The organism is Paenibacillus sp. NAIST15-1 (assembly GCF_001894745.1).
Classification (GTDB): Bacteria; Bacillota; Bacilli; order Paenibacillales; family Paenibacillaceae; genus Paenibacillus_B; species Paenibacillus_B suaedae.
In genome coordinates this window covers 1-26,973 of record NZ_BBYF01000015.1, presented here as the reverse complement: position 1 = coordinate 26,973, position 26,973 = coordinate 1, and the positions used below count along the sequence as shown (strand labels likewise).

The 26,973-nt window shown below is 46.3% G+C and carries 22 protein-coding genes; 9 read left to right on the top strand and 13 right to left on the bottom strand.

All coding sequences use genetic code 11. The features are described from left to right. Positions 1–9 precede the first annotated feature (9 nt). From PBN151_RS23405 to PBN151_RS23385, 5 genes are all read right to left on the bottom strand, one after another. Positions 10–864, bottom strand: coding sequence for a ParB/RepB/Spo0J family partition protein (locus tag PBN151_RS23405; protein ID WP_072730920.1), 855 nt, complete (start codon positions 862–864; stop codon positions 10–12). Beyond that, positions 857–1,618: a ParA family protein gene (locus tag PBN151_RS23400; protein WP_005545445.1), complete on the bottom strand. Its 762-nt coding sequence runs from the start codon at positions 1,616–1,618 to the stop codon at positions 857–859. Before PBN151_RS23400 ends, PBN151_RS23405 begins: the two co-directional genes overlap by 8 nt. A 398-nt stretch (positions 1,619–2,016) precedes the next feature. After that, entirely contained in the window at positions 2,017–2,832 is an 816-nt protein-coding gene (gene noc / locus PBN151_RS23395) for a nucleoid occlusion protein (RefSeq protein ID WP_072730919.1), read from the bottom strand. A 543-nt stretch (positions 2,833–3,375) separates the two neighbouring features. Continuing rightward, positions 3,376–5,721 (bottom strand): S8 family serine peptidase, encoded by a 2,346-nt coding sequence (locus PBN151_RS23390; protein ID WP_072730918.1) that lies wholly within the window; start codon positions 5,719–5,721, stop codon positions 3,376–3,378. 153 nt (positions 5,722–5,874) lie between these two features. Further along, a complete protein-coding gene (locus PBN151_RS23385; protein ID WP_072730917.1) occupies positions 5,875–6,819 on the bottom strand; it encodes a helix-turn-helix transcriptional regulator in 945 nt (314 codons plus the stop codon). Positions 6,820–6,942: 123 nt separating this feature from the next. Here PBN151_RS23385 and PBN151_RS23380 point away from each other — a divergent pair, with 123 nt between their 5' ends. Continuing rightward, the gene (locus PBN151_RS23380; RefSeq protein WP_072730916.1) at positions 6,943–7,392 is read left to right on the top strand and encodes a VOC family protein; all 450 of its coding nucleotides are present in this window, start codon (positions 6,943–6,945) and stop codon (positions 7,390–7,392) included. A 96-nt stretch (positions 7,393–7,488) separates the two neighbouring features. Here PBN151_RS23380 and rsmG read toward each other — a convergent pair whose 3' ends face one another. The 7 genes from rsmG to rpmH all read right to left on the bottom strand — a co-directional run bounded on the left by rsmG (position 7,489) and on the right by rpmH (position 14,160). Further along, positions 7,489–8,214, bottom strand: a complete 726-nt coding sequence (rsmG, locus tag PBN151_RS23375) for a 16S rRNA (guanine(527)-N(7))-methyltransferase RsmG (protein WP_072730915.1) — start codon at positions 8,212–8,214, stop codon at positions 7,489–7,491. Positions 8,215–8,283: 69 nt separating this feature from the next. After that, a complete protein-coding gene (gene mnmG / locus PBN151_RS23370; protein WP_072730914.1) occupies positions 8,284–10,182 on the bottom strand; it encodes a tRNA uridine-5-carboxymethylaminomethyl(34) synthesis enzyme MnmG in 1,899 nt (632 codons plus the stop codon). Positions 10,183–10,262: 80 nt separating this feature from the next. Next, positions 10,263–11,639, bottom strand: a complete 1,377-nt coding sequence (gene mnmE, locus PBN151_RS23365) for a tRNA uridine-5-carboxymethylaminomethyl(34) synthesis GTPase MnmE (RefSeq protein ID WP_072730913.1) — start codon at positions 11,637–11,639, stop codon at positions 10,263–10,265. A gap of 195 nt (positions 11,640–11,834) precedes the next feature. After that, on the bottom strand, positions 11,835–12,599 hold the full coding sequence (gene jag, locus PBN151_RS23360) for an RNA-binding cell elongation regulator Jag/EloR (RefSeq protein ID WP_072730912.1): 765 nt from the start codon (positions 12,597–12,599) through the stop codon (positions 11,835–11,837). Further along, the gene (locus tag PBN151_RS23355; protein WP_021257554.1) at positions 12,596–13,375 is read right to left on the bottom strand and encodes a YidC/Oxa1 family membrane protein insertase; all 780 of its coding nucleotides are present in this window, start codon (positions 13,373–13,375) and stop codon (positions 12,596–12,598) included. Before PBN151_RS23355 ends, jag begins: the two co-directional genes overlap by 4 nt. A 106-nt stretch (positions 13,376–13,481) precedes the next feature. Further along, positions 13,482–13,820, bottom strand: a complete 339-nt coding sequence (rnpA, locus tag PBN151_RS23350; RefSeq protein ID WP_021257555.1) for a ribonuclease P protein component — start codon at positions 13,818–13,820, stop codon at positions 13,482–13,484. Positions 13,821–14,025: 205 nt separating this feature from the next. After that, positions 14,026–14,160 carry a 50S ribosomal protein L34 gene (rpmH, locus tag PBN151_RS23345; RefSeq protein WP_009223341.1) on the bottom strand — a complete coding sequence of 45 codons (135 nt, stop codon included), beginning with the start codon at positions 14,158–14,160 and terminating at the stop codon, positions 14,026–14,028. Positions 14,161–15,042: 882 nt separating this feature from the next. On the opposite strand from rpmH, the gene dnaA reads away from it, so the two are divergent. The 6 genes from dnaA (at position 15,043) to gyrB (ending at position 21,493) form a co-directional block, all read left to right on the top strand. Beyond that, on the top strand, positions 15,043–16,398 hold the full coding sequence (gene dnaA / locus PBN151_RS23340) for a chromosomal replication initiator protein DnaA (RefSeq protein ID WP_021257556.1): 1,356 nt from the start codon (positions 15,043–15,045) through the stop codon (positions 16,396–16,398). A gap of 245 nt (positions 16,399–16,643) precedes the next feature. Further along, a complete protein-coding gene (gene dnaN, locus PBN151_RS23335; protein ID WP_072730911.1) occupies positions 16,644–17,786 on the top strand; it encodes a DNA polymerase III subunit beta in 1,143 nt (380 codons plus the stop codon). A gap of 39 nt (positions 17,787–17,825) precedes the next feature. Beyond that, positions 17,826–18,050, top strand: a complete 225-nt coding sequence (yaaA, locus tag PBN151_RS23330; protein ID WP_072730910.1) for a S4 domain-containing protein YaaA — start codon at positions 17,826–17,828, stop codon at positions 18,048–18,050. Positions 18,051–18,054: 4 nt separating this feature from the next. Beyond that, the gene (gene recF, locus PBN151_RS23325) at positions 18,055–19,167 is read left to right on the top strand and encodes a DNA replication/repair protein RecF (protein WP_021257559.1); all 1,113 of its coding nucleotides are present in this window, start codon (positions 18,055–18,057) and stop codon (positions 19,165–19,167) included. A gap of 27 nt (positions 19,168–19,194) precedes the next feature. Then, entirely contained in the window at positions 19,195–19,440 is a 246-nt protein-coding gene (gene remB, locus PBN151_RS23320) for an extracellular matrix regulator RemB (protein ID WP_021257560.1), read from the top strand. A 142-nt stretch (positions 19,441–19,582) separates the two neighbouring features. Continuing rightward, positions 19,583–21,493 (top strand): DNA topoisomerase (ATP-hydrolyzing) subunit B, encoded by a 1,911-nt coding sequence (gene gyrB / locus PBN151_RS23315; protein WP_021257561.1) that lies wholly within the window; start codon positions 19,583–19,585, stop codon positions 21,491–21,493. 143 nt (positions 21,494–21,636) lie between these two features. Here the strand turns inward: gyrB and PBN151_RS23310 are convergent, their stop codons facing one another. After that, complete coding sequence (locus PBN151_RS23310) at positions 21,637–22,380, bottom strand: YheC/YheD family protein (protein ID WP_072730909.1); 744 nt, start codon at positions 22,378–22,380, stop codon at positions 21,637–21,639. A 477-nt stretch (positions 22,381–22,857) separates the two neighbouring features. Here PBN151_RS23310 and gyrA point away from each other — a divergent pair, with 477 nt between their 5' ends. Next, entirely contained in the window at positions 22,858–25,386 is a 2,529-nt protein-coding gene (gyrA, locus tag PBN151_RS23305; RefSeq protein WP_072730908.1) for a DNA gyrase subunit A, read from the top strand. A 156-nt stretch (positions 25,387–25,542) separates the two neighbouring features. Further along, positions 25,543–26,679, top strand: a complete 1,137-nt coding sequence (locus PBN151_RS23300; RefSeq protein ID WP_072730907.1) for an HD-GYP domain-containing protein — start codon at positions 25,543–25,545, stop codon at positions 26,677–26,679. Positions 26,680–26,973 lie beyond the last annotated feature (294 nt).

The following is a 26,973-nucleotide window of genomic DNA, read 5'->3' as shown; positions in this document are numbered from 1 at the left end:
ACTAAGGCTTTATTGAGCCGACAACGATTGAAGCAATTCTAATAATCGCTCCAGATCCTGCTTGTTAAAGTACGATATCTCAATTTTCCCTTTATCTTTGCTCTGTTTAATTTTAACTGTCGTACGGAATCGTTCACGCAAACTTTCTTCCAATTCATCTAAGTAAGGATCTTTGCGGACAAGCTTCGTTTTATCAATTGACTTCCCTTTTTTGTTCATCTGCTGGATTGCTTCCTCCAACTGACGAACGCTCCACCCTTGTTCGATGGAAGATTTAGCCAACTGTTTCACCTTTGCTTCGTCCTTTACCCCTACAATGGCACGCGCATGTCCCATTGATAGTGTTCCACGTGAAACACATTCCTTTACTTCTTCTGGGAGCTGCAACAGACGCAGAAAGTTAGCGATATGTGAGCGCGACTTACCTACTTTAACAGATAGTTCTTCTTGCGTTAACGTGAACTGATCCATTAAAGCTTGATAAGCAACGGCCAATTCAATGGCGTTTAAATTTTCACGTTGTAAATTTTCAATCAGGGCAATTTCCATGACTTGTTGATCGGAGAAGTTGCGAACAACTGCTGGAATATGCTGCAAACCAAGCTGCTGAGAGGCTCGGTAGCGGCGTTCTCCAGCAATAATCTCATATCCCTTTAAAACACTCCGCACAATAATGGGCTGAATGACACCATGCTGCTTAATTGATTCTGCAAGCTCCTGAATAGACTGCTCATCAAAATGTTTTCGCGGCTGATATGGATTGGGACGCAGCTGTTGTAGAGATACCTCTACTACCTTATCGTCATCATTGACGGATAGTGACGGAATGAGCGCGTCTAATCCACGTCCTAATCGCTTACTCATACGAAATCACTTCCTTCGCAAGTTCCAAATATACTTCCGCACCCTTAGATTTCGGATCGTAGGTCATGATCGACTGACCATGTGACGGTGCCTCACTAAGGCGTATGTTACGGGGAATAATCGTTGTATACACCTTCTGTTGAAAATACTTCTTAACTTCATCAATGACTTGTATACCCAAGTTCGTACGTGCATCAAGCATCGTAAGAAGAACACCCTCAATTTGCAGAGAGGTATTCAAATGCTTCTGAACAAGTCTGACCGTATTCAACAATTGGCTGAGTCCCTCTAACGCATAGTACTCACATTGAATCGGTATAATGACCGAATGGGATGCTGTTAAGGAATTGATCGTCAATATCCCAAGTGAAGGTGGGCAATCAATTAATATGTAATCGTACAAATGTGCTACAAGCTGAAGCGATTTCTTCAATCGTACTTCACGTGATATCGTCGGAACCAATTCAATCTCAGCACCCGCCAATTGTATCGTTGCCGGAATAATGTGCAGACCTTCGACCATAGTCGGAATCGTTGCGTCCTTCGGATGAACATCATTAATAATCACGTCATAAATGCAATTCGTTACATCTGCTTTGTTAATCCCGATACCACTCGTGGTGTTGCCTTGTGGATCAATATCGACAAGCAGCACCCGCTTCCCTAATAACGCCAAACCTGCACCCAAATTTACCGTCGTCGTTGTCTTGCCGACGCCGCCCTTCTGGTTGGTAATGGCAATAACCTTAGCCATTCCTCTTCACCTCAATGTTGTTTCTTTTGCGTTTCTAGCTGTAACGATAACCGCTAACGACCACAAAAACAGAAAAGAGCGGCCTCTTGCCTGCCGCTGCACATATTTGAGCACTACGCATGACAACAATATCGCCGTACGATAGGAAACATACAACGATTAGGCTGGTATCAACCGATAATTAGGTGAATCTGATATATAGGTTACTAAAAAGGTCAGGATGTAAGTGCAAATGTATATGCGGAGCAGCTAGCTTTACGTCCCCCCTGCCAGTAGGATTTTTACTTTCATCAATCCCCTAGCTATAGCCATAAATCCCTCTTCTTATTGAATAAGGCTGCTGCACCCTTATAAGAAATATCTGTCGACCTCTTTAAACAACACACGTTTATAATAAACTACCTTTTCGGTATTTTGATGACAATCTCATAATGATCATCATGATCATGTTCATCCGTTTTAATTTTTAAGCCTGATCCAGTCACAAGATCGATTGACTGTCGAATCGTATTCAGCGCAAGACGTACATCCTTTGTATATGAGATACGCTTCGATTTCTTCGCCTTGTGAACCTCTTTATAAAACGCGACTCGTGCCTCTGTCTGCTTAACATTCAATTCTTTTCCGATAATCTCCTCAAGCAGTTTGAGCTGCAAACTCTCTGAATCGAGACCAAGCAATGCTCTTGCATGTCGCTCTGTAATCTTGCGTTCCATTAAGGCCTGCTTCACTACATCCGGTAGATTCAGCAAGCGAATTTTATTGGCTATTGTAGACTGGCTCTTGCCAAGCCGTTGCGCCAAGCTTTCTTGCGTCAAATTGTGCAAATCAATGAGCTTCTGATAAGCATATGCTTCTTCAATCGCTGTAAGCCCTTCACGCTGCAAATTCTCGATCAAGGCAATGGATGCCGCCTGAGCGTCATTAATTTCTCTTACTATGCCCGGGATCGTATCCAAGCCCAACTTCTTGACAGCACGCCAACGGCGCTCTCCGGCAATGATTTCAAATTGCCCGTTTCGCTGGCGGACAACGATCGGCTGAATAACGCCGTGCGTTTTGATCGTCTGACACAGTTCATCAATACGCTCATCATCGAATATAGTTCGAGGCTGATAGGGACTGCTGACAATCTCATTCACCGGAAGCTGTTTCACTTCATCCAGCGATTGACGCTCCGCAAAACCGAATAACCGAGACAGTTGTTCTTTCATTTCCGTATAATACCACCTAACTTCAAAATAATGCCAGGCACATGAAGAAGCGGCAGTGCTCTGCTCCATTCTTAATCTTCTGCCCTACGTCGCTCAAGGAGGCAATTGGGCTGCGATTCCCGCTACTCTTCGCAATTTTCCATTCCCTTTACGTCCTTCGCGACAATGATAGAGTAGGACATCTGACTTGAACCATTTCTTTCCTTCGACAAAATTATACGTCTGCCTTTATGTATTCTCCAAGCTTGTGCCTTTTTCCTGCCTTTTCTTGTACACGATAAAAGAAAAACTTCGAATGATATCTTTTGCCGTCGTTACACTTCTATTCTAATCACTTTCTTGATAACACCTTATCTATCATGAACATGTTTCACGTGAAACATTTCCCCACATTCTATCACGTTAGCTTCTTTATCCTATCATAAATAATTGCAAAAGATTAGGTTGCCTCCTTAACATTCTATGAACTCTTACCACCTCTATAAATATGAAAATTATTCCATGTAAATAGAATAAAGCGGAGGATGCCCCCGCTCCAAGCTGCTATATGTTTACTTGTGTTTTTTGAATTTGTACGTTGCCAGCGGCATCTTCCATCCGGATAAATATATTGTGCTTGCCCTTTTTAAGCCCTGACCCTACAAGAGACACGTGGAACATCCTCTTGTCTTCATTGAATCTCACACTCTTCCAATCTCCTGTGTTCGAAGTACTCCACTTCACATCAATCAGGGCCGGCTGCTTATTTCCCGAGGCAATACGAAACATAGGCCGTACCGCATAATCAAGGGTTAGCATCATGTCTTGAACCGTCCCTTGCACAACTCCACGTTCCGCCTTTGCCTTCATAAAGGTTGCCCTAGGGGCTTCACGATCGATATAGATAATTTGATCGTCCTTCATTTCCGAACGTCCATCCGCGAACGCTTTACTCTTCAAGTTATACAACCCATCTGGCAGTTTACGGCCCGTCACATCTGTACCATTCCATTCGTACGTATGCAATCCATTGATAGGATTCGGCTTATTGAACAATAAATATTCACCTTCAGCCTTCTTCCCTAAGTCAATACGACTCGCTGTAATAATCATCCGATCGGCGTCGCCTGGCAAATAATAATGGAATCGGATTGACTTATGTTTGTCCCCGTTCGGCGTGAGCAGTTGATCGTCTGCAAACCATCCCGTCAGCAGCGGATAATGACCGGAACCATGTATCAATTGGAAAGGGATTCGTAGCAATTCTGTTCCGTTCGTAAGCTGGAGGCTCCCAGTAAGGACTCCCGTCTCCTTAAGAGTGGTTAGATCCCATACAACAGGAACACGGACTGTCTCGCCAGGCTGCAACGTAATGGAAGCAGGATAGGAGATGTCCCATTTCCTTGCTTCGGATGACAATGTAACCTGATAGGTCATTTCCTGCGCGGTGCGATTCGTCACTTGGAACGTCTGCTCCTTCTTTGTACCGCAAGACTCTGATCCAACTACTCCATACGTTAACGCCGTGGGCTGTAGGAAGGTATGTGCATCCAGCGCTTTATCTATATTTACGAGTCCTGATCCCTGTGCGTGATACGGATATTCCGATCCATTGTTATCCGTAAGCTTATCCGCTGAAGTCATCAGCGCCGACTTCACCATTGCAGGCGTCCACTCCGGATGTGCCTCTAGAATGATCGCGGCTGCGGCCGATACATAAGGGACGGCCATGCTCGATCCGCTCATATTCCCATAACCCTGCTCATATAGATCACGCGGCATCGAGCTGCGTACATCAATCCCCGGAGCTACAAGATCCGGCTTCATAAGCCAAGTGCCTACAGCGGGACCGCGAGAACTCATCGATGACATTCGGCTTCTCTGCTCTTCTCCCCACTGCCAGACTGCCGACTTGCCTTGCTTCAACATCGTCGCTCCTTGTGGAGAAATCGTAGCCGCGGGAATAAGTCGATGATCTTGCTCATTATGAATATTAATCTCCGGTTCCCACTCTACCTTCTCATCTTGATAGAACAGAATACCGCTAGCCTTCGCTCGGCATGCCGCTTCATAATAAGATGTTACCGAGGAACTGGGAGTCCTCACTACGATCCATTTCCCTTGGTGCTGCTTCTGTGTAATTACTCTAGGACTGTCCCCACTAACGAAGACAACATCAGCGGAGCCCTGCTTCGGAAAAGCAGGTGTATTTCTATCTGAAATTAGGCGTATGCTGCGATCGTTCTTCGAGAGCATTGGTTCATAAGTAGGTAAAGTAGATGCCCCAACGGTGATGACATCCTCCACCAGTCCTGGCGCTGTAATACTCCATAGCTTCTCCCCTGCGTTGCCGCTGGAGTTGACCACAACCACCCCTTTGCTTGCTGCATCCGCAATTGCCTGGGACAGTGGTTCATCTGGAGCATCGATATCTGAATGCAGGGATAAATTAATGACTCTCGCTCCATCTTCAATCGCACGCTGCATTGCCTCTGCAATCGTAGACGTGAATTCATGACCTTCAGGGGCGACCGCACGGTAAATGAGCAGCGAGGCGCCAGGCGCTTGCTGTGCCACAATACCAGCAACATGCGTGCCATGTCCCTTCTCATCTTGTGGAAACTCATCACCTTCCACAAAGTCATGTGCCTTCACAATTCGATCCTTCAATAAGGGATGCTCCATATCTGCACCAGAATCGATGACGGCGACTTTAATCCCTTTTCCTGTGTATGGATCATCTGTCTTCGCTGCTGTATGGGATGGATCGAGCATTGGCCCACCTACAGGCAGTAGCGGTGCTTGAGCAGAAGCCGTCCCCACTCCAAGAGGAGCAGCCAATACCCCAGCAGCAACAATCAAAGCGCATGAGGCCTTCCATATCGGTTTGTACCAGCAATCTATGTTCATTCAATATTTCCTTCTCTCTAAGCTCTTCATGATGTCTCTTAAATCGTAACATAGGATAGAGAGGGAAAGATTTACGCCACTGTAATCTAGCTGCCCCAATTTTTCTCAATCAGTCCTGCTTGCTCCGCTGATAGATTCATAGCCTTCTCCAATTCAAGTAATTGAGGTTTGATAATGCTGTAAGAGCTGCTCTACCTTCGATTGAATCATTGTTCGTAATGATTCAGGCTTTACTGCTACCACATGACTGCCATACCTCATGAAATATTCGGCGATAAATGATTCTTCTCCTGGATTGTAGAATCCTGTAATGACGGTCCTTTCACCGATATCTAGTTTCATAGAAGGATAAGATTCTTTATAGAAGATGTCCTTGGCCTGTTCTTCAATTTCTACCTCAAATCGAATATGGTGCACCGACTGGTATAGTTCTAAAGAGCTGCTAACTAGTTCATCAAGTGAAAAGGGGGATTCTTCTGCTTCCAACTGCATGGAGGTAACTTTATCGCATCGGAACACTCGTTGTTGATTTGTATTTACCTCTATCCCTGTTGCGTACCATTGACCGAACTTAGCAGAAATTTTGGAAAATTGAACCCGATAACTCTTGCTGCCCTTATTCCGTGCATATTGAATGGTGCAGATGTTTTCATGAAGAATGCTCTTCAAGATTTGTTCCAAATAAAAACTTACATGATGATGCTGATTGCTTTCCAATTGCAGAACCTTTTTCATGCTACAAATCTTCTTGATTTGTTCTTGCGAAAGGCACTTTTCAAACTTCTCTTGCAGCTGATTGACATGCATATGAAATGGAGTAGATTGATAAGATTGCAGCGTCAGCATGGCGAAATACAGAGCGTAAACTTCATCAAGCGTAAAGATAACCGGTGATAGCAATCGATTCTGCAAAATACCATATCGCCCATGACGTCCATATTCCGAATAGATAGGCATGCCTAATTGTTCTAACGAGCGAATATCACGCAAAGCTGTACTTTTTGAAATCTGGTACTTATCCATGAGGTCTTGTAAATTAAAGAACTCTCGACTATTTAAGTATCTGAGCATGTCTTGTAATCGTTCTGATTTATTCATGCGAATCTCCTTATTAAAGATGTCATGATTTGATACCTTTAGCAATTATGATAAAACCAAGGCCAAATATCAAATGCTAAAAGATATCTGCCAACCATGATGATCCACAAGGAGACTGATACGATGAGCGCAACACTGGAAGTCGCTATTTTCCTGTCCATGAACGGACAAGCACGGGAAGCCATTCATTTTTACAAACAACATTTGAACGCGAAGGAATTGCTGGTTGTGACCTATCAAGACATGGCGAAGCGTGACAGCTCCATAACGCTTACGGAGGACAACAAGAATCAGATTACTCACTCTGTCTTATCGATTGGCAGAACGAAAATAATGATTGCAGAAGATACAATGAACCCTGGGAAAGCCTATACTGTTGGCAATAACACGTCACTGTGCATTCAGAGCGCTGATTTAGAGGAAGTGGAACGATTTTATGCCAGCTTGATTACGGATAAACGGGTACGCATTATTGTCCCGTTATCGAGCAATATATTCAGCAAAGCCTACGGTATAATCGAAGATCCATTCGGTATTCACATCCAATTGATGTTTGATTCCAGATTGCAATAAGATCGCACAACATCCCCCTCCACTTCCACCACCCAAGACACAAAAAAGAGGTCGAACGATTCGACCTCTTTTTCTTGCTCTGTACTTATCTATCATCTACACAATTGGTGTCTTCAGCGGCGTGCCAGGCTTGCGTGGATACGCCTTCGGCGTTGGACCCTTCTTCGACATCACTATAATGTGACGCTCGGACTGCTCCACCGGAAGCTTCAATGCATGGTCAGCTGTAAATGTGGCCTGCAGCACTTGTAGGCTTCGCTTCGCCTCCACAATCTCTTCATGTGGATCTGTCCCCTTCATCGCTGCGAATGTGCCGCCTGGACGCACGAACGGCAGGCAGAACTCATTCAGCACGTTCAATCTGGCAACAGCACGTGCTGTCACAAGATCATACTGATCGCGGTGCTCCGGCTTGCGAGCAACCTCCTCAGCACGCCCATGAATACAGCTAACCCCCGTCAATCCAAGCTCCTGCACCAGATGATTCAGAAATACAATTCGCTTATTAAGGGAATCAACAATCGTCAACTGAAAATGCGGGAACATAATCGCCAGTGGAATCCCTGGGAAGCCTGCCCCTGAACCGATATCAGCCATACGCTTGACTTCCTTCATATTGACATGGAAGCCTAGTGTCAGTGAATCGTAGAAGTGCTTCTCGTATACGAGCTCACGCTCGGTGATGCCGGTCAAGTTCATCCGCTCATTCCAATCCACTAACACCCGATAATACGTCTCTAATTGATTCCACTGTGTATCTGTAATCGGCGGCCATCCATGTCCGGATAGCCAGCCTTGGAACTGTTCTTGCAATGCATCCATCACTGGAAATCTCCTCTTCTGCAGTTAATGTCCCCAACCTGCATACTTGGCACAGCCCGCTCACCCGAATTACGACTGAGCGTGCTTCTCGGCTGTTACGCGGTTGTAATGCTCCAAATATACAAGCAGGATTGAAATATCTGCAGGAGTTACACCAGAAATACGCGATGCTTGCCCGATCGACAACGGGCGAATCTTCGCTAGCTTCTGCTTCGCTTCCGACGCAATGCCATGAACCGCATTATAATCGATATCCTGCGGAATCAGCTTCTTCTCCATCTTCGCCAGACGCTCTACTTGTAGCAGCTGCTTCTCAATATATCCTGCATACTTAATCTGAATCTCGACCTGTTCCTTCATTTCTTCATCCAACTCAAGCGGCGACGGGAATAACTTATCCACATGTGCATAAGATATTTCTGGACGTCGCAGCAAGGTAACGGCGTCACAACCGTTCGTCAGTGGAGCAGAACCCGCTTCTGCAAGCATTGCCTGCACGGCTTCATCCGGTTTCACCTTTGTTGCCTTCAAGCGCTCCAGCTCTTGACCGACCAAGTCAAGTTTGTGCTGGAATGAAGCGTACCGCTCATCGGTAATAAGACCAATCTCATGCCCGATATCCGTCAAGCGCATATCCGCATTGTCATGGCGAAGCAGCAGTCTATATTCCGCGCGGGACGTAAGCAGACGATACGGCTCATTCGTCCCCTTCGTTACGAGATCATCGATCAACACGCCAATGTAAGCTTGCGAGCGATTCAGGATGACAGCAGGCTTGCCCTGCACCTTTCGTGCAGCATTGATGCCGGCCATAACCCCCTGCGCAGCAGCTTCTTCATAACCCGATGTTCCGTTAATTTGTCCAGCTGTGAATAAGCCATCTACCTGTTTTGTCTCCAGCGTTGGCCACAGCTGTGTCGGCACGACTGCATCATACTCAATCGCATATCCAGTTCGCATCATTTCCGCGTTCTCGAGTCCCGGGACAGAGCGCAGGATTTGCAACTGAACATCTTCAGGCATACTCGTGGACAGTCCTTGTACATAATACTCAGCTGTATCCTTGCCTTCCGGCTCCAGGAAGATTTGATGCTTCGGTTTATCCGCAAAGCGAACGATCTTATCTTCAATGGACGGGCAATAACGAGGACCTGTACCTTCAATGACACCAGAGAACATCGGTGCACGATGCAAGTTATCATTGATAATGCGATGCGTATTCTCCGACGTATACGTTAGCCAGCAAGGAAGCTGCTCATTATCGGAAGACTTCGTTTCATAAGAGAAGAACTTCGGATGATCGTCTCCAGGTTGGATTTCTGTTTTGGAAAAGTCGATTGTCCCTCCATTCACCCGCGGAGGAGTACCTGTCTTGAAGCGAACGAGATCAAATCCGAGATTGCGTAAGCATTCGGACAGCTTCAAAGACGGTTGTTGGTTGTTCGGGCCGCTCTCATACATCAACTCACCGATAATGATTTTGCCCCGCAAGTACGTACCTGTCGTTAAGACAACCGTTTTCGAGCGGAAAATAGCACCTGATTTAGTGATGGCACCTACACATTTACCGTCTTCCACGATCAATTCCTCGACCATGCCTTGACGCAGCGTCAAGTTCGGCGTTGTTTCTACTGTTTCCTTCATTTTTGCCTGATACAATACCTTGTCGGCCTGAGCACGCAGCGCGTGGACAGCTGGCCCTTTCCCGGTATTGAGCATCCGCATTTGGATGAAGGTTTTATCGATATTGCGGCCCATTTCTCCGCCTAATGCATCGATTTCGCGTACAACATGGCCCTTAGCTGGACCGCCAATCGAAGGGTTGCACGGCATGAAAGCAACCATATCTAAGTTAATCGTCAACAGCAACGTATTGCAGCCCATCCGTGCAGAAGCAAGTGCCGCTTCACAGCCCGCATGGCCCGCTCCGATAACTATTACATCATATTGTCCCGCCTCAAATGGCATGGGGCTCCCTCCTTTAACAACTTTCTCTATAAATAAACAGCACTCACGGCAGCAAGACCTTTCACCGTAATCACAACTCTCTATTTTCCAAGACAGAACTGGGAGAAGATCTGGTCAATCAGCGAATCGCCTACAGAGTCTCCAATGATTTCGCCGAGCAGCTCCCAAGCGGTGCGCACGTCGATTTGAATCATATCAATTGGTATTCCCTGCTGTGATGCCTCCACAGCGTCTTCTAGTGCCCGCAGCGTCTTCTTGAGCAGCGCAATATGCCGTACGTTGCTGACATACGTCATATCCCCCGCTTCAATTCCACCGCTGAAGAACAACTCGGAGATCACCTTCTCCAGCGCGTCCACGCCTTCCTGCTCTTTCGCGGACATACGCACGATTTGGCTCTCACCAAATGCTTCCTTCAACGGAGTATCATCCAACACCGTAGGCAGATCCATTTTATTCACAATGACAATCACTTGTCTACCCGTAATTTGCTCCATCCATTCTCGTTCATCTGGATGAAGCTCATCATTGTTGTTCACGACGAAAAGAATGAGGTCTGCTTCTTGGAGTGCACTGAGTGAACGCTCTACCCCAATTCGCTCCACCACATCTGTCGTCTCCCGAATGCCAGCCGTATCCAAGAGACGCAGCGGAATCCCGTTAATGGTTACGAATTGCTCGACCACATCGCGAGTTGTTCCCGGAATATCGGTGACAATCGCTTTATTATCTTGGGCAAGCGTATTGAGCAGCGATGATTTGCCGACATTTGGTCGCCCAATAATCGCAGTGACAATACCCTCCCTCAATATTTTCCCCTCAGATGCGGTCTTCAATAGCCGCATCACTTCTTCCATGACTTGCCCGCATTTATCTTGAATAAAGTTGCTCGTCAGCTCTTCAACATCATGCTCTGGATAGTCGATATTCACTTCGATATGAGCAAGTGTCTCAATGAGTGTATGACGGAGCGACTTAATTCGGGTAGACAGTTGACCTTGTGCCTGCTTCATAGCGATGCTGAAGGCGCGATCCGACTTCGAGCGAATGAGATCAATAACTGCCTCCGCTTGTGACAAATCAATTCTGCCATTGAGGAATGCACGCTTTGTGAACTCTCCCGGCTCCGCCAGACGAATTCCCTGCTGAAGCAGAATATCCATCACCTTCCGCACCGAAATAATTCCGCCATGCGTATTGATTTCGACAACATCCTCCGTTGTGAATGAACGAGGGCCTCGCATCACGCTTACGAGCACCTCTTCTACTCGCTCCCCTGACTGTGGATCAACAATATGTCCATAATGTATCGTATGGCTGTCCGCCTCTGTTAGCTTCGTTTTTGAACGGAATATGCGATCCACTTCAGCGAAAGATCCTTCTCCGCTTACTCGGATAATCGCTATACCGCCTTCGCCAAGCGGTGTAGATACCGCTGCGATTGGTTCGTAATTCATCCTAATAATGACCTCCGCACATATAGGGTACATTTATATTATCTCATTTTACGTCAAACGCCTAATCATGAAATCCCGTTCAATGAGTCAAATAACGAAAAAATGCAATGAGAGCACCCTGAACCAGGCGCAATCATTGCATTTTCTATCTGTCTATGCGTTCTGAATAGAGGTTATTCATAAGTGCAGCCATGCCTATTTAATCATAATGACTACGCGTCGGTTAGGCTCCTCGCCTTTACTGCAAGTTTTCACCTTCGGATGATCCTGCAGCTTCGCATGAATAATCTTGCGATCCTGCGCCGTCATCGGCTCCAGTACAACCTCTTGCCGGGAACGAATCACTTTGTTCGCGAGCCGCTCAGACAACGATTCGAGCGTTTTCTTACGCCGTTCGCGGAACTGCTCTGCATCAAGAATAATACGGAGATGATGCTTGGAATAACGATTGGCTACCAGGTTCGCCAAGTATTGAAGCGAATCAAGCGTTTGACCGCGGCGCCCAATAATAAGACCCAAGTCCGAGCCGCTAATATCAAGCGTTACCGTGTCCTTCCTCTTATGTACTCCAATTTCCACATCAAGCCCCATCGAGCGGGCAACATCCATAATGAATTGCTTCGCTTCTTCAATCGGATCAATATCGTCTGTAGAGTCAGCATCCATCTCCTGATCTCTATCCTTCGATACTGCTGCTGCCTGCATGCCGGCCACAGCAGATGCTGTCTGAACTGGCTTCGATGACGATGATTGTGTTGTAGGTTCAGAGAGCGGGACATCCTTGTCCGGCAGAAGAGTCATCTCGACCTTCGCTGGACGAACGCCGATAAGTCCAAACAGCCCGCGTGATGGCTTTTCCAGCACGCGAACAGATACGCGATCCTCGGTTACGTTCATTCGTTCCAAACCGTTCTTTATTGCATCTTCGATCGTCTTTCCCGATACAACGAGCGTATTCATTTCGCCGGACGAACCTCCTTATCCTTATCGCGATAAAGGAAATAGTTCTGAACAATAGTAAAGACGTTGCTGTATACCCAGTACAACGGAAGTGCCGCTGGGAAGTTGATCGACATGACGAAGATCAACACTGGGAAGATTAGCATCATGAATTGCATAGGGCCTTGCATTGGGTTTTGACTTGCCATCATCTTCGACTGCACGAATGTCGTCAATGCAGCAACGACCGGCAATACATAAAACGGATCCGCCTCACCCAGTTTGAGCCACAAGAATGTGTGCTCACGAATGGCAGAGTTCATGTAGATCGAATTATACAAAGCAATAAAAACTGGCATTTGAATGAAGATTGGCAAGCATCCCGCCAACGGATTCACGTTGTGCTGTTGGAACAGCTTCATCGTTTCTTCCTGCTGCTTTTGCGGATTATCCTTATGTTTCTTCTTTATTTCAGCGAGCTGAGGTTGCAGCTTCTGCATTTCCTTCGAGCTGCGCATTTGCTTAACTGTAAGCGGCAAGATACACAGACGAACAATAACGGTTAGCAGCAAGATGGCGAATCCATACTCCCCGCTGAACCAGCCTGCGAATGTATCAAGTGCTAGTGAAAAATAATAGACCACGTTACGCTCCCAGAAGTTACCCTGCAGCAAATCCTCCGTCTTCAGCGTAGTGGTCGTGGACGTACATCCCGACAATACAACGATCAACAGCACAGAAACCGCTACCAAGAGCCATTTGCGGTTCGAGAACAACTTGTTCAGCGACAATAGCATAACCCCTCTCTTAACCTTCCGATTCCAACAGTAAATATATCACATTTCCCCTGTTAAAGGAAACGATTCAACAGGTGTATCGTGCGATCTTGCTGACAAATTACATTCATTTATATATAGAAGCTTTTCGCATGACATGATGGACGCTCTTGGCAAGCTTGTCATAGTCCATTTCCGTCGCGCCTTTACGCACAATGAACACCAAATCGACATGATCCATAATGCGATCTGCCTGAAGTCTGACAATTTCCTTGATCATGCGGCGCATTCGATTGCGCACAACCGCATTGCCAATCTTTTTGCTCGCCGATATCCCAACGCGGAACCGTTCAACCTTCGGCTGGGCATAAACATACAGTACAAGCTGATGATTGGCAAAGGAACGACCATTGCGATAAACACGAGTAAAATCTGCGCGATCCTGCAGCCGATACTCTTTTTGCATCGGATCTTTCTCCTATCTCTCCGGATGAACTCCGCTCGTCCCTACTCTAAAATGCTTGATTGGTATGATCAAAGTATGGGCACCTGCGTAACGGAATAAACATTTCTTCTACTATATTTTATGTGACGCCTTTATGACGAAAAACGTATGATTTTCGCGTAAAAAGAAAAAAAGACCACCGAGGTGGTCTTGTATTCACGCGATCTTATGCGCTCAATACTTTTCTGCCTTTTAGGCGACGAGCAGCCAACACCTTACGGCCGTTTTTCGTGCTCATTCTTTTACGGAAACCGTGAACTTTCTTACGTTTGCTCACGTTAGGTTTAAATGTCGGTTTCAACGTATTGCACCTCCTCGAACGAGATATGTCATGATGAACCATTCATTGCTACGTTTATCTGTCTGCGCAAAATTCCTTTTTACATTTAACCAGAATACGCGGGAAAAGTCAATCCTCACCGTTTCTCCTATCATCTCTTTTCGATTCAGAATTCACATCATAATGAAAAATACATTCTTATTATGTATAGAAATGATTATCCACACTTCGAACTTCGATCATGCTCGACACATTTTGTTATACACATGTGCAAAACTAAAAAATATCGACAATTCCGCCACCTTGCCTGTGTACAAAAAATAGCGGACCTTTGTCTAGACATGTCGAAAAGAAACAAGTTATGAACAATATCTAGTGGTGTAGATAACATTTATGCACAAGTTATTGAATTTGTGGATAAAATAAGCCCGATCATTGAAATATAAGGCCTCATCTGCTATGATTATATTGCTTTTCGGTTGTGAATAGCGATTGTGGATATTTACTTATCAACAGTCTGTGGATAAGGTTGTGAACAATTTATACTCACTTGTTTAGAACTTGTTCGACATGATCTGCATATTGTGGATAAATAGTTGTAAGAAACGGTATACTTCGACAGCAACATGTCTGATGTTTCGTGGAAAACGCGAGAAATTTTCTCGACTGGAGCACAAGCATATCGACATGTAAGCATAGACCCCGACAATACGCTCTTATCGAGGACAGGTTAGTTCAAGCTGATTTTTCGTCTATGTGAACCTTCTTCCTCATAAAAGAGGGCTTTCTGCGCCTTGCGGAGCCTTTTTGCGTCTTGTCGGGGCAATTGTCCTTTTTTCAGGCGTAATTGCCGGTAAGCGCGTCATATGAAGACGCAGCAGGCTTGAAGGAGTGAAACAATCTGTGGAGCGCCAAGCAAATGAACATTGGCAGGAAATATTGTCCGTCATCCAGACGAAGCTAAGCAAACCTAGCTTTGATACCTGGTTCAAGGCCACGAAAGCTGTAAAGTTTACAGACTCACAGCTGCTCATTACTGCGCCGAATACATTTTCGGTGGAATGGCTTGAGAGCCGGTATACGAAGCTTGTCAGCTCAACAGTGATGGAAGAAACGGGCAAGCAAGTGGACGTCAAGTTCATTATTGAGGAAGCAGCTCAAGCGGAAGCAGAAGTCGTGCAGCCACAGGCTTCACCGGCTCGAGTCGCTGTCTATGATGAACCGGCTTCCAATATGCTTAACCCAAAATACACGTTCGATACATTCGTCATTGGCTCGAACAATCGCTTCGCGCATGCTGCATCGCTCGCCGTCGCTGAAGCGCCGGCCAAAGCTTATAACCCGCTCTTTTTATACGGGGGAGTAGGTCTCGGCAAAACGCATCTCATGCATGCGATCGGTCATTATATTTTGGAGCATAATCCCGCAAGCCGCGTCGTCTATACGACGTCGGAGAAATTTATGAATGAATTCATTAATGCCATTCGGGATAACCGCGGAGAAAGCTTCCGCAACAAATACCGCAATATTGACATTTTGCTTATTGACGACATTCAGTTCTTGGCAGGGAAGGAACAAACCCAGGAGGAGTTCTTCCATACATTTAATGCACTGCATAACGAGAACAAGCACATCGTCCTCTCCAGCGATCGCCCTCCTAAGGAGATCGAAACATTAGAGGAACGGCTGCGTTCTCGCTTCGAATGGGGTCTTATTACGGATATTCAGCCGCCGGATCTCGAGACGCGAATTGCGATTCTGCGCAAGAAGGCTAAGGCCGAGAACTTGGATATACCGAATGAAGCCATGGTGTACATCGCCAACCAAATCAATACGAACATTCGTGAGTTGGAAGGTGCGCTTACGCGCGTTGTCGCATTTTCCACGATGACCAATCAGGATATCACGACTCACTTGGCTGCAGAGGCACTCAAGGATCTCATCCCGTCCAGCCGTCCGAAGATGATTACGATCCAGGACATTCAGCATAAGGTCGGGGAGTTCTATGGACTTAAGATGGAGGATTTCAAGGCACGCAAGAGAACGAAAGCCGTCGCTTTTCCCCGTCAAATTGCCATGTATTTATCGCGGGAGCTCACTGATTATTCCTTGCCGAAAATTGGTGAAGCCTTTGGCGGACGAGATCATACAACCGTCATTCATGCCCACGAGAAAATCACCCAAAATCTGCAGCAAGATCAGGAACTTTATAAGGTTGTACAGAACCTGATCGACAAAATTAAAAATCCAACGCTGTGAACAACATAACAAGCCTATACACAATCTATACACATGTGGATAGGCTTTACTTTATGCCTGTTCAAGAGGGTTATCCACATATTCAGTGCCCCTACTATTACTACTATTATTAAAAAAGATTATATAGATCATCATAAGAAGAGCACATATTCGGCATATCTCGACTCAGAGCAACCGGATATAACAAGATTCGTAACAGATAGCAACAGTAGAATGAGCGCAAATTGGCGTTAGGGAGTGAACGTATGAAACTTTCGATATTGAAAAATGAACTAAACGAAGCGATACAAAATGTATCTAAGGCGATTTCCAGCAGAACGACGATTCCTATTTTAAGCGGGATTAAGGTTGACGTTACGTTCCAAGGGGTTACCCTTACTGCTAGTGACACGGATATTTCTATTCAAACCTTTATTCCAGTTGAGGATGATCGCCAGACGATTGTTCAAGTAGAACGTCCGGGCAGTGTTGTTTTGCCGGCTAAGTTTTTTGTCGAGATTATTAAAAAGCTACCATCGCAAGATATTGAGATCGAAGTGAAGGATCATTTCCAAACTTTCCTCCGTTCCGGTACAACAGATATCCAAATGGTCGGACTTGATCCAGAAGAATTCCCTGTTCTGCCTAGCATCGAAGAAAACCAAGTGATTACAGTCAATGGCGATTTGCTGAGAACTATGATTAAGCAAACCGCATTCGCTATTTCTTCCAACGAAACAACGCCAATTTTGACGGGTGTATTGTGGAATCTAAGCGAAGGTAATTTGAAATTCGTATCCACAGACCGCCACCGCTTGGCAAGCCGTACGGCTGATATCCAAGCAGACCCAGCGGTTCGTTTTACGAATGTTGTCATTTCCGGTAAGACGCTGAATGAATTGAGCAAAATCATCCCTGATCAGAACACAATGGTGGATATTGTCGTCGCCGACAACCAAGTGTTGTTTAAAATCGATCGAGTTCTATTCTATTCGCGTATTTTGGATGGTACGTATCCAGATACTTCTAAAATTATTCCGCAAAACTACAAAACAGAACTTATTTTGGACACAAAAAAGCTCATCGATGCAATTGACCGTGCTTATTTGCTGTCCCGTGAAGATAAAACGAACATTGTCCGTCTGCAGACAAAGGAAGATGGTTCGATTGAAATTTCATCCAGCTCATCTGAGCTAGGCCGTGTTACAGAGCAATTGGATGTGAAGGAATTCAAAGGGGATCCGCTTCGGATTGCTTTCAACTCGAAATATATGCTGGATGTGTTGAAGGTTGTCGAATGTGAAAACATCTTTATTGGATTTACAGGGGCAATGAGCCCAATCATCATTAAGCCGACTGAACACGTCAGCAGCTTGCATCTCATCTTGCCATACCGCACCACAAATTAAGATAGGGTTGGTGCATCTGCATCACAAGGAGGATACGACATGAATGACATCCAAATTCGAACGGAATTCATTACGCTAGGGCAGTTTCTGAAGTTGGCTAATTGCGCTTCAACAGGCGGTCACGCCAAAATTATGCTGGCAGAGAACATGGTGAAAATAAACGGTGAAGATGAAGCGCGGCGCGGCCGGAAGCTGTATCCGGGCAACGTTGTCTCAGTAGATGGATGCGGTGAGTTCCTCATCGTTTCATCTCAGGAGGCTTAATCGAGTGTTCGTCAAATCGATCGCTCTGCAAAATTATCGCAATTATGGCGCGCTCGAATTGAATACAGACAATCGAGTTAATATTTTTGTCGGCAATAATGCGCAGGGGAAGACCAATTTGCTCGAATCCATATTTGTGCTTGCCCTGACGAAATCACATCGGACACCACGAGATAAAGAACTCATCGGATGGGAAGCAGAGCATGCACAGCTTCGAGCATCTGTAGAACGGAAGTACGGAACAGTTCAGCTGGAGCTAAACATTTCTCGGCAGGGGAAAAAGGCAAAGCTGAATGGTTTAGAGCAGCGTAAGCTGAGCGGCTTCATTGGTGCGCTTAATGTTGTCATGTTCGCCCCAGAGGATTTGGAGATCGTAAAGGGATCGCCAGGCATTCGCCGGAGATTTCTGGATATGGAGATTGGCCAAGTTCAGCCAAGCTATCTATACCATCTGCAGCAGTATCAGAAGGTGCTCTTGCAGCGCAACAATCTGCTCAAGCAAATGTGGAGCAGCCCAAGCGGACAAGCGAATACGATGCTCGATATATTCAATGAGCAGCTTGTTACGAATGGTGTTAAAGTTGTAAAGAAAAGGAAACAATATTTAAAGAAACTCCAATCATGGGCGGAGCAAATTCATGCCGGTATCACGAATGGCAAGGAAGCTCTTACCGTTGAATATAGTCCATCGTTTGCTATGCCAGACGAAGATGAAGCTGTCTTATTCGAGCAATTTATGTTAAAGTTAACACAGATGAAAGACCAGGAGGTGCGGCGCGGCATGACACTTGTCGGACCGCACCGGGACGATCTTGCCTTCTACATTAACGGCAAAGAAGTGCAAACCTATGGATCGCAAGGTCAGCAGAGGACGACAGCGCTGTCGTTGAAGCTGGCTGAGATCGAACTGATGCACGAGGAAATAGGAGAATATCCTATTCTACTGCTCGACGATGTTCTGTCTGAGCTTGATTCGATGCGCCAGACGCAGCTGATTGAGACGTTTCAGAGCAAGGTACAAACGTTCATTACGACGACAGGCATTGAAGGCATTAATACGAGCAAGTTGCATGATGCAAATATGTTCCACGTGGAAAATGGGCAAGTCATGCGGTAAGAGGTTGTTCTAAGGGGAGTGAGCGCTATGTATATTCACTTGGGCGGAGAAAGAGTCATTCGTTCCTCGGAACTGGTCGCCATTTTTGATGTATCGATAGAGAAATCATCTAAGCTGTCTAAGCAGTTCGTGGCGAATGCGCACAAAGTGAAAAATGTTGAGGCGATAGGCGAGGAAGAAGCAAAGTCCATCGTCGTGACGAAGGGAAAAGTATTTTACTCTCCGATATCATCTACAACATTGAAGAAGCGTGCGCATCATTTTAACGAGTAAGCGAACATTGCATATGGCCTTGTTGACAGCGTCATCTCTATATTCCACTGCCTAGCAGTTGGGATTGCTTGGGATGATGCTCTTGCAATTACATGCGATTGGCATAATGAACGGTACTGAAATTAGAGAAGTAGGTGAAGGCATGTCTGTGAATCATAACACGTATGATGAGAGCCAGATTCAGGTGTTGGAGGGCTTGGAAGCCGTACGCAAACGGCCGGGGATGTATATCGGTTCAACGAGTGCCAAAGGTCTGCACCATTTGGTATGGGAAGTCGTCGATAACAGTATTGACGAGGCGTTGGCTGGGTATTGCACGAAAATCGAAGTAACCGTACATGAAGACAACAGCATCACGGTCGTGGATAACGGTCGCGGTATTCCAGTCGGGATACAAGAGAAGATGAAGCGCCCGGCTGTTGAAGTTGTTATGACCGTGCTTCATGCGGGCGGTAAATTCGGCGGCGAAGGATACAAAGTATCCGGCGGCTTGCACGGTGTTGGTGTCTCGGTCGTAAATGCCTTGTCTTCGAGCTTAATCGTTACCGTGAAACGAGACGGACATATCCACCAGCAGGAATATCATCGCGGGGTTCCTCAAGCCGATTTGGAGATAATCGGAGACACGGAGGAGACCGGCACAACGATTCGGTTCCAGCCCGATCCTGAAGTGTTTACAGAGACGACGGTATACGAATACGACACACTTTTGTCCCGTATTCGAGAGCTCGCATTTTTGAACAAAGGCATCCAAATGGTGCTTACCGATGAGCGTACTGGACATTCAGAAACATTTAAGTACGACGGCGGTATCAAGGAATTCGTTGAGTACCTGAACCGCAATCGTGAGAAGATGCATGAGCAGCCCATTTACGTGGAAGGCTCCAAAGATAACATTACGTGCGAAATCGCACTCCAATATAACGATAGTTACACCGAGAATATTTACTCTTTTGCCAACAACATTCATACGCACGAAGGTGGTACGCATGAATCTGGTTTTAAGAGTGCCCTTACGCGAATCATTAACGATTATGCTCGGAAGATGAATCTCATGAAGGACAATAACTCCAATTTAAGTGGGGACGATGTTCGCGAGGGTCTGACCGCGATTATTTCCGTGAAGATTCCAGAGCCGCAATTCGAAGGACAAACGAAGACGAAGCTCGGCAACAGTGAAGTACGCAGCATAGTGGAATCCGTATTTTCTGAGAAGTTCATGGAGTTCTTGAACGAGAACCCGATGGTTTCGAAGAAGGTCGTTGAGAAGGGGATGCAGGCATCCCGAGCTCGAGAAGCAGCTCGCCGAGCACGTGAGTTGACGCGCCGCAAGAGTGCGCTTGAAGTGAGCTCCCTTCCAGGTAAGCTGGCGGATTGCTCTTCCAAGGATGCTGCACATTGCGAATTGTTCATTGTCGAAGGTGACTCTGCGGGCGGTTCTGCGAAGCAAGGCCGTGATCGCCATTTCCAGGCGATATTGCCGCTGAAGGGTAAAATCTTGAACGTTGAGAAGTCTCGCTTGGATAAGATCTTATCCAACGCAGAGATTCGTGCGATTATTACGGCGCTTGGCACAGGGATTGGCGAAGACTTTGATCTTGAGAAAGCTCGCTATCACAAAATCGTCATCATGACCGATGCCGACGTCGACGGTGCTCACATTCGAACACTTCTATTGACCTTCTTTTATCGTTACATGCGCAAGCTTATCGAAGCGGGATACGTGTACATTGCACAGCCGCCGCTCTATAAAATTGAGCGCAACAAAATTGTTCGATATGCAGATAGCGACAAGCAGAAGGACGAAATTATCGCGGAATTTGGTGAAGGCGTGAAGATCAACGTTCAGCGTTATAAAGGTCTTGGTGAGATGAATGCGGAGCAGCTGTGGGAGACGACAATGGATCCTGAGAGCCGGAAAATGCTCCAAGTTTCGTTCGATGATGCCAAGATGGCAGATGATGTGTTTGATACGCTAATGGGTGATAACGTTGAACCACGACGTGATTTCATTCAGCGCCATGCCAAGTTCGTTAAAAATCTTGATTTCTAATCGAATCCTACCACTTGGGATCGTGCTCTCCATCGCGAAGCACGGAGGTTCGATATAACAATAGAGCCCCAGTTCCACATCAGGACTGGGGCTTTGGTGTGGCAGCGGGCTTCAGTTGATGGAGTAGGTGAGAGGAATCCTTGTTACTTCAATCGTCCATAAGCTTTGGCATTTCGGACGATGCGGCGATAAGCAGCAGGGTTGAATGTGCGGTACACGTAGATAGCGGGCTTCGTATTGACCTCTAAGATCCAAGGGTGCATGCTTTTGTCAATCGCAATATCGAGCCCAAGCTCCTTGAGACCCTTGTGCCCCTTGCTCAGTCGTGCCCCGACGGACAGCCCGATTCGTTCCAACTCGCTGCGGAGCTGCTGAGTGGAGCTTGCATTTAAGTGGGGCTTCAAGAGAGTCCGCAGTGATTCCATTTTTCCTCCGTTGCTGACGTTCGTCACAATCTTGTGGGCAGCCGCCTTTCGACCTAAGATAGACATAACCTCCCACTTGTTGTTCACATTTTTTTGCACGAACACACGGAGATCGAACTTCCTTCCCCGGTGAGACAGCATGTGGACTCCTTGTTGAATCAAGTACTTTCGTTTTCCGATTCTGGTTTTGATTTTGGCCAGGAGAGAGTCTATTTCGGTGAAGGTGGCCGTGGAAGTACCTTCTCTCAACTCGAATGAGTCATTGGCGTGCTGCTTAACACGCATAACGCCTTTGCCATGAGTACCTAGGTCAGGTTTCACATACACCATTTGAAATTGATTCAGCATCTCCTTCAACCGGAGAGCACTATAGATGGACGTCTTAGGAATATACGAACGTAGTGAGGAGTCTTGCAAAATTTTCGTCTTTTTCCATTTGCTAAATATACGCCGGCTGGACAAACATCATCACCCTTTTCCAAATCAGTCATTTTATTTTTTGAACGGGAAGGGAGCAGAGGGATATGAAGTTGATATCAATGTATGATCAATCGGGCAAATAGAAATAGTACAATCAACTATATGTCGTGGAAAATGTTCGGATTTTGGGCGGTTTCATGGAACGTTTAATTGTATCTCTTTTGTGAAAGTAATATAATATAAATAGTGCAGTTAAGGAATTGATGAGTATGATTTTATCCGCATGATCAAGCTAGAGTAGAAATTATCCCTTGTGAACATGGCGCCTTTTTAGTCCATAATGGTTTGTGTCGCCATGTGGGGAGTTTCGATATGGACTAGATAAAAGATTATTCGTCCGTGGAAATGGTTCGACTCCATTTATGGGGGGAAAGGGCCGTTTTCGCTTGTAGAGAGCAAATATTGCATTTTGCTAGATGATGATGACGCTGTTAAATACGAATTTTAAGGAGGTCCAGCATGGCGGAAGAACAACAACCGCAAATCAGGGATCGCGACATCGGCACGGAGATGCGGGAATCATTCCTGGATTACGCGATGAGTATCATCGTAAGCCGCGCTCTGCCGGACGTGCGTGACGGATTGAAGCCGGTTCACCGACGTATTTTGTATGCGATGTCAGACCTCGGCATGTCACCGGACAAACCGTATAAGAAATCAGCGAGGATTGTTGGTGAAGTTATCGGTAAGTATCACCCGCATGGTGACTCTGCCGTATATGAGACCATGGTGCGTATGGCCCAGGATTTCTCGCTTCGTTACATGCTCGTGGATGGCCACGGGAACTTTGGTTCCATTGACGGAGACTCAGCCGCGGCGATGCGCTATACAGAAGCGCGACTCTCCAAGATTGCCATGGAACTGCTTCGTGATATTAACAAAGAAACGATCGACTTTGCTCCGAACTATGACGGCGAAGAGCAAGAGCCTGTTGTATTGCCGGCTCGCTTCCCGAATTTGCTCGTGAACGGGGTATCCGGTATCGCAGTAGGTATGGCAACGAACATCCCACCGCACAACCTGACGGAAGTCATTGACGGTCTGCAGGCGCTGATTCAGAATCCAGAATTAACGCCAATGGACTTGATGGAATACATCAAGGGCCCAGACTTCCCAACATCTGGATTGATTATGGGTCGGGAAGGTATTCGCCAAGCGTATGCGACTGGCCGCGGATCTGTTACGATGCGGGCACGTGCGACAATCGAGGACAATAACGGCAAGGCTCGTATCGTTGTTCACGAATTGCCTTATCAAGTCATTAAGGCTCGTCTCGTTGAGAAGATTGCTGAATTGGTACGGGAGAAGCGCATTGACGGCATTACTGACCTTCGTGATGAATCTGACCGCAACGGAATGCGCGTTGTTATCGAACTGCGCCGTGATGTGAACCCGAATGTCGTTCTGAATAACTTGTACAAGCATACAGCGATGCAGAGCAACTTCGGCATCAATATGCTGGCGCTTGTGAATCAAGAGCCTCGCGTTCTTAATTTGCGTGAGATGCTCCATTATTATTTAGAGCACCAGATCGAAGTGATTCGTCGCCGTACCGAGTACGATTTGAAGAAAGCCGAGGCACGTGCACATATTCTCGAGGGCCTGCGCATTGCGCTTGATCATATCGACGAGATTATTGCGCTTATCCGCGGCTCGAAGAATGACGAAGAGGCTCGTGAAGGGTTAATCACTCGATTCGGTCTAAGCTTCGACCAAGCACAGGCGATTCTCGATATGCGTCTGCGCCGTCTGACAGGCTTGGAGCGCGAGAAGATCGAAGCTGAATATAACGAATTGCTGATGAAGATCGCGGAATACCGTGAAATCTTGGCGAACGAACAGCTTGTGCTGACCATCATCAACGATGAGCTTGAAGAAGTGAAGCAGAAGTATGGGGATGAGCGCCGTACAGAAATCACGATTGGCGAGGATAGCATACTTGATGAGGATCTGATCCCTCAAGAAGATGTTATCATCACCATTTCGCATAGCGGATATATTAAGCGTCTTCCGGTAACGACATATCGTAGCCAGAAGCGTGGAGGCCGTGGTGTAGTTGGTATGGATACGAAGGATAATGATTTCGTAGAGCATTTATTCGTGTCCAACTCTCACCATTACCTGATGTTCTTCACGGACAAGGGTAAGGTTTACCGCATCAAGGCGTATGAGATTCCAGACTTGAGCCGCACAGCGAGAGGAACGCCAATTATCAATTTGATTCAAATTGAACAGGGTGAGTCCATTAGTGCGGTGATTCCAGTCGTGGAATTTGAATCTGACAAGTACCTGTTCTTTGCAACCCGCCAAGGGATCGTGAAGAAGACTCCGCTTGACGATTATGTCAACATTCGCAAAGGCGGCTTGATTGCCATCAACCTTCGTGATGATGATGCGTTGATTGGGGTTCGCCTGACGGACGGCGAGCAGGAGATCATTATGGGTACGAAGATGGGAATGTCGATCCGATTCTCTGAGAACGACGTTCGATCCATGGGACGTTCGGCTACAGGTGTCAAAGGCATTACGCTTGATAGCGAAGATGTCGTAATTGACATGGATGTAGTCAATAAGGAGAACGATGTGCTTATTGTTACAGCCAAAGGCTACGGCAAACGTACCCCTATGGAAGACTATCGAATTCAGAGCCGTGGCGGTAAAGGGATTAAGACGATTAATGTAACGGACAAGAACGGTGCAGTCGTCGGCTTGAAGGTTGTACAGGATGGAGAGGACTTGATGATTATCACTGCATCAGGAACAATTATTCGTACAAGCATGTCGGGCATTTCCCAAATGGGTCGATACACGCAAGGTGTGAAGCTCATCAATATCCGCGACGACGATTCCGTATCTACGGTTAGCCGCTGCGATAAGACTGAGGATGATTCTGAGGAATCCTCTGAAGAATCGTCTGAAGAAGCAGAACAAAATCCGGGCATGACAGAGAGCGAAGCACCTTCTGCCTCCGAACCGGAATTAGAATAGAATGATGAACGTGAAGATGCAGCAGCAGTGTGAGCATTGACAACAGGTAGGGCGTATTCTTTTATAGAGTGCGCCCTTTTCCTTGATATAAGCAGATACATAACGATAACCGAGTCAAATTCATATGAAGAGGCCAACAGGAGAGTGTAATAACCTATGGTATTCATCCCCGTCTCGCAAGCTAAGCCAGGAGATCAATTGGAGCAGGACGTGATAACAGGGCTTGGCGGAGTAATTATGAATAAAGGAAGAACGCTCAGTGTACGTGATTTGGATGTGCTCGATGCTTTTATGATCAAATCAGTTGCAGTGGCAAGTTCATATCCTTCGCCGATTATGGACAGTGTAGGGACACGTGTGGATGCGCCGGATCGCAAAAACAGTGAACCGACCATTCCTCAAGCATCATCACGCCAGACGAGCCATTTTCAACATGATGCCGGCTTTGTAGAATCATGGCTTCAGATGGTGAACCTACTCAAGAATGTATATAAGACAGCAGGGGCTACCAAGCTTCCTATATTAGAACTGCGCCAGCAAATGGAATGGCTGCTTGGACAGAGCGAACATTACTCTCCAGTCTGCTTCCATCCACAAATTAAAGAAATGCTGCAAGGAAATGAAGAAGACTATGTGTATCATAAATCCGCTGCTGTTGCGCTCACGTCATATCTTATCGGACAATGGAGCGGGTATCCTTCCAAAGAAGGGATGCAGATCGCTTTATCTGGGCTGCTGCACGATATTGGGAAGACGAAGGTCGATAGCGATATCTGGTCTAAAAAAGGCACCCTGACGGAAAACGAGAAGGTTGAGATGCGCAGACATACCCATTATGGTTATGAGTTGCTTCGAAATGTGCCAGCCATTAATGATGGTGTTAAGCTTGCCGCATTGCAGCATCATGAGCGTATCGATGGGAGTGGGTACCCTCTAGGAGTAACGGGGGAGCGAATACACCCGTATGCCAAGATCGTAGCGATCGCTGATATCTTCCATGCGATGACACAGAATCGAATATATAAGAGAGCTTCTTCTCCTTATATTGCACTTGAGAGATTGAAGGAAGAATCATTCGGCCAGCTCGATCCCCAACTTGTACGCACATTCATCCATAAGGTGGCCCAGATGCATCAGAACGCATTTGTTAAACTGAATGATGGACGGGTGGGACGCATCGTATTTACGGAGGATTCTCACTTGACTCGTCCGTGGGTGTCGGTAGATGGCAGCATCGTTCAACTTACGCAGGAAAGACAGATATGGATAGAGGAAGTACTCGCCGTACATTGATCCTATTGAGTGGTGCGAGTAAAGCAGTAACCTTGTTATGAATTGGTATCGATAGAGTCTGCTATAAGGCTGTGTGCGGGTGTTAGAATGGCTCCGCAATTAGCTTTATAGCAGACTTATATTCTTTTTAAAGTTTTTTTAAAAAAGTGCTTGCGTTATTATTGTGGGCGTGATATATTATATGAGTCGCCGCTGAGAGACGCGGTGAACGAAAGCGAAAGAGGCAATAAGCCGAAGCGCTGGATTTGAAGATTGTTCTTTGAAAACTGAACAACGAGCAACGTTTGTGAATGA

Bases quoted from the DNA above. Each gene is read 5' to 3' on its own strand.
- dnaN (WP_072730911.1), top strand. From the start codon at position 16,644: ATGAAACTTTCGATATTGAAAAATGAACTAAACGAAGCGATACAAAAT.
- noc (WP_072730919.1), bottom strand. From the start codon at position 2,832: ATGAAAGAACAACTGTCTCGGTTATTCGGTTTTGCGGAGCGTCAATCG.
- remB (WP_021257560.1), top strand. From the start codon at position 19,195: ATGTATATTCACTTGGGCGGAGAAAGAGTCATTCGTTCCTCGGAACTG.
- mnmG (WP_072730914.1), bottom strand. From the start codon at position 10,182: ATGCCATTTGAGGCGGGACAATATGATGTAATAGTTATCGGAGCGGGC.
- PBN151_RS23300 (WP_072730907.1), top strand. From the start codon at position 25,543: ATGGTATTCATCCCCGTCTCGCAAGCTAAGCCAGGAGATCAATTGGAG.
- PBN151_RS23385 (WP_072730917.1), bottom strand. From the start codon at position 6,819: ATGAATAAATCAGAACGATTACAAGACATGCTCAGATACTTAAATAGT.
- PBN151_RS23380 (WP_072730916.1), top strand. From the start codon at position 6,943: ATGAGCGCAACACTGGAAGTCGCTATTTTCCTGTCCATGAACGGACAA.
- yaaA (WP_072730910.1), top strand. From the start codon at position 17,826: ATGAATGACATCCAAATTCGAACGGAATTCATTACGCTAGGGCAGTTT.
- mnmE (WP_072730913.1), bottom strand. From the start codon at position 11,639: ATGAATTACGAACCAATCGCAGCGGTATCTACACCGCTTGGCGAAGGC.
- PBN151_RS23390 (WP_072730918.1), bottom strand. From the start codon at position 5,721: ATGAACATAGATTGCTGGTACAAACCGATATGGAAGGCCTCATGCGCT.
- PBN151_RS23400 (WP_005545445.1), bottom strand. From the start codon at position 1,618: ATGGCTAAGGTTATTGCCATTACCAACCAGAAGGGCGGCGTCGGCAAG.
- gyrA (WP_072730908.1), top strand. From the start codon at position 22,858: ATGGCGGAAGAACAACAACCGCAAATCAGGGATCGCGACATCGGCACG.
- PBN151_RS23405 (WP_072730920.1), bottom strand. From the start codon at position 864: ATGAGTAAGCGATTAGGACGTGGATTAGACGCGCTCATTCCGTCACTA.
- jag (WP_072730912.1), bottom strand. From the start codon at position 12,599: ATGAATACGCTCGTTGTATCGGGAAAGACGATCGAAGATGCAATAAAG.
- rsmG (WP_072730915.1), bottom strand. From the start codon at position 8,214: ATGGATGCATTGCAAGAACAGTTCCAAGGCTGGCTATCCGGACATGGA.
- PBN151_RS23355 (WP_021257554.1), bottom strand. From the start codon at position 13,375: ATGCTATTGTCGCTGAACAAGTTGTTCTCGAACCGCAAATGGCTCTTG.
- rnpA (WP_021257555.1), bottom strand. From the start codon at position 13,820: ATGCAAAAAGAGTATCGGCTGCAGGATCGCGCAGATTTTACTCGTGTT.
- gyrB (WP_021257561.1), top strand. From the start codon at position 19,583: ATGTCTGTGAATCATAACACGTATGATGAGAGCCAGATTCAGGTGTTG.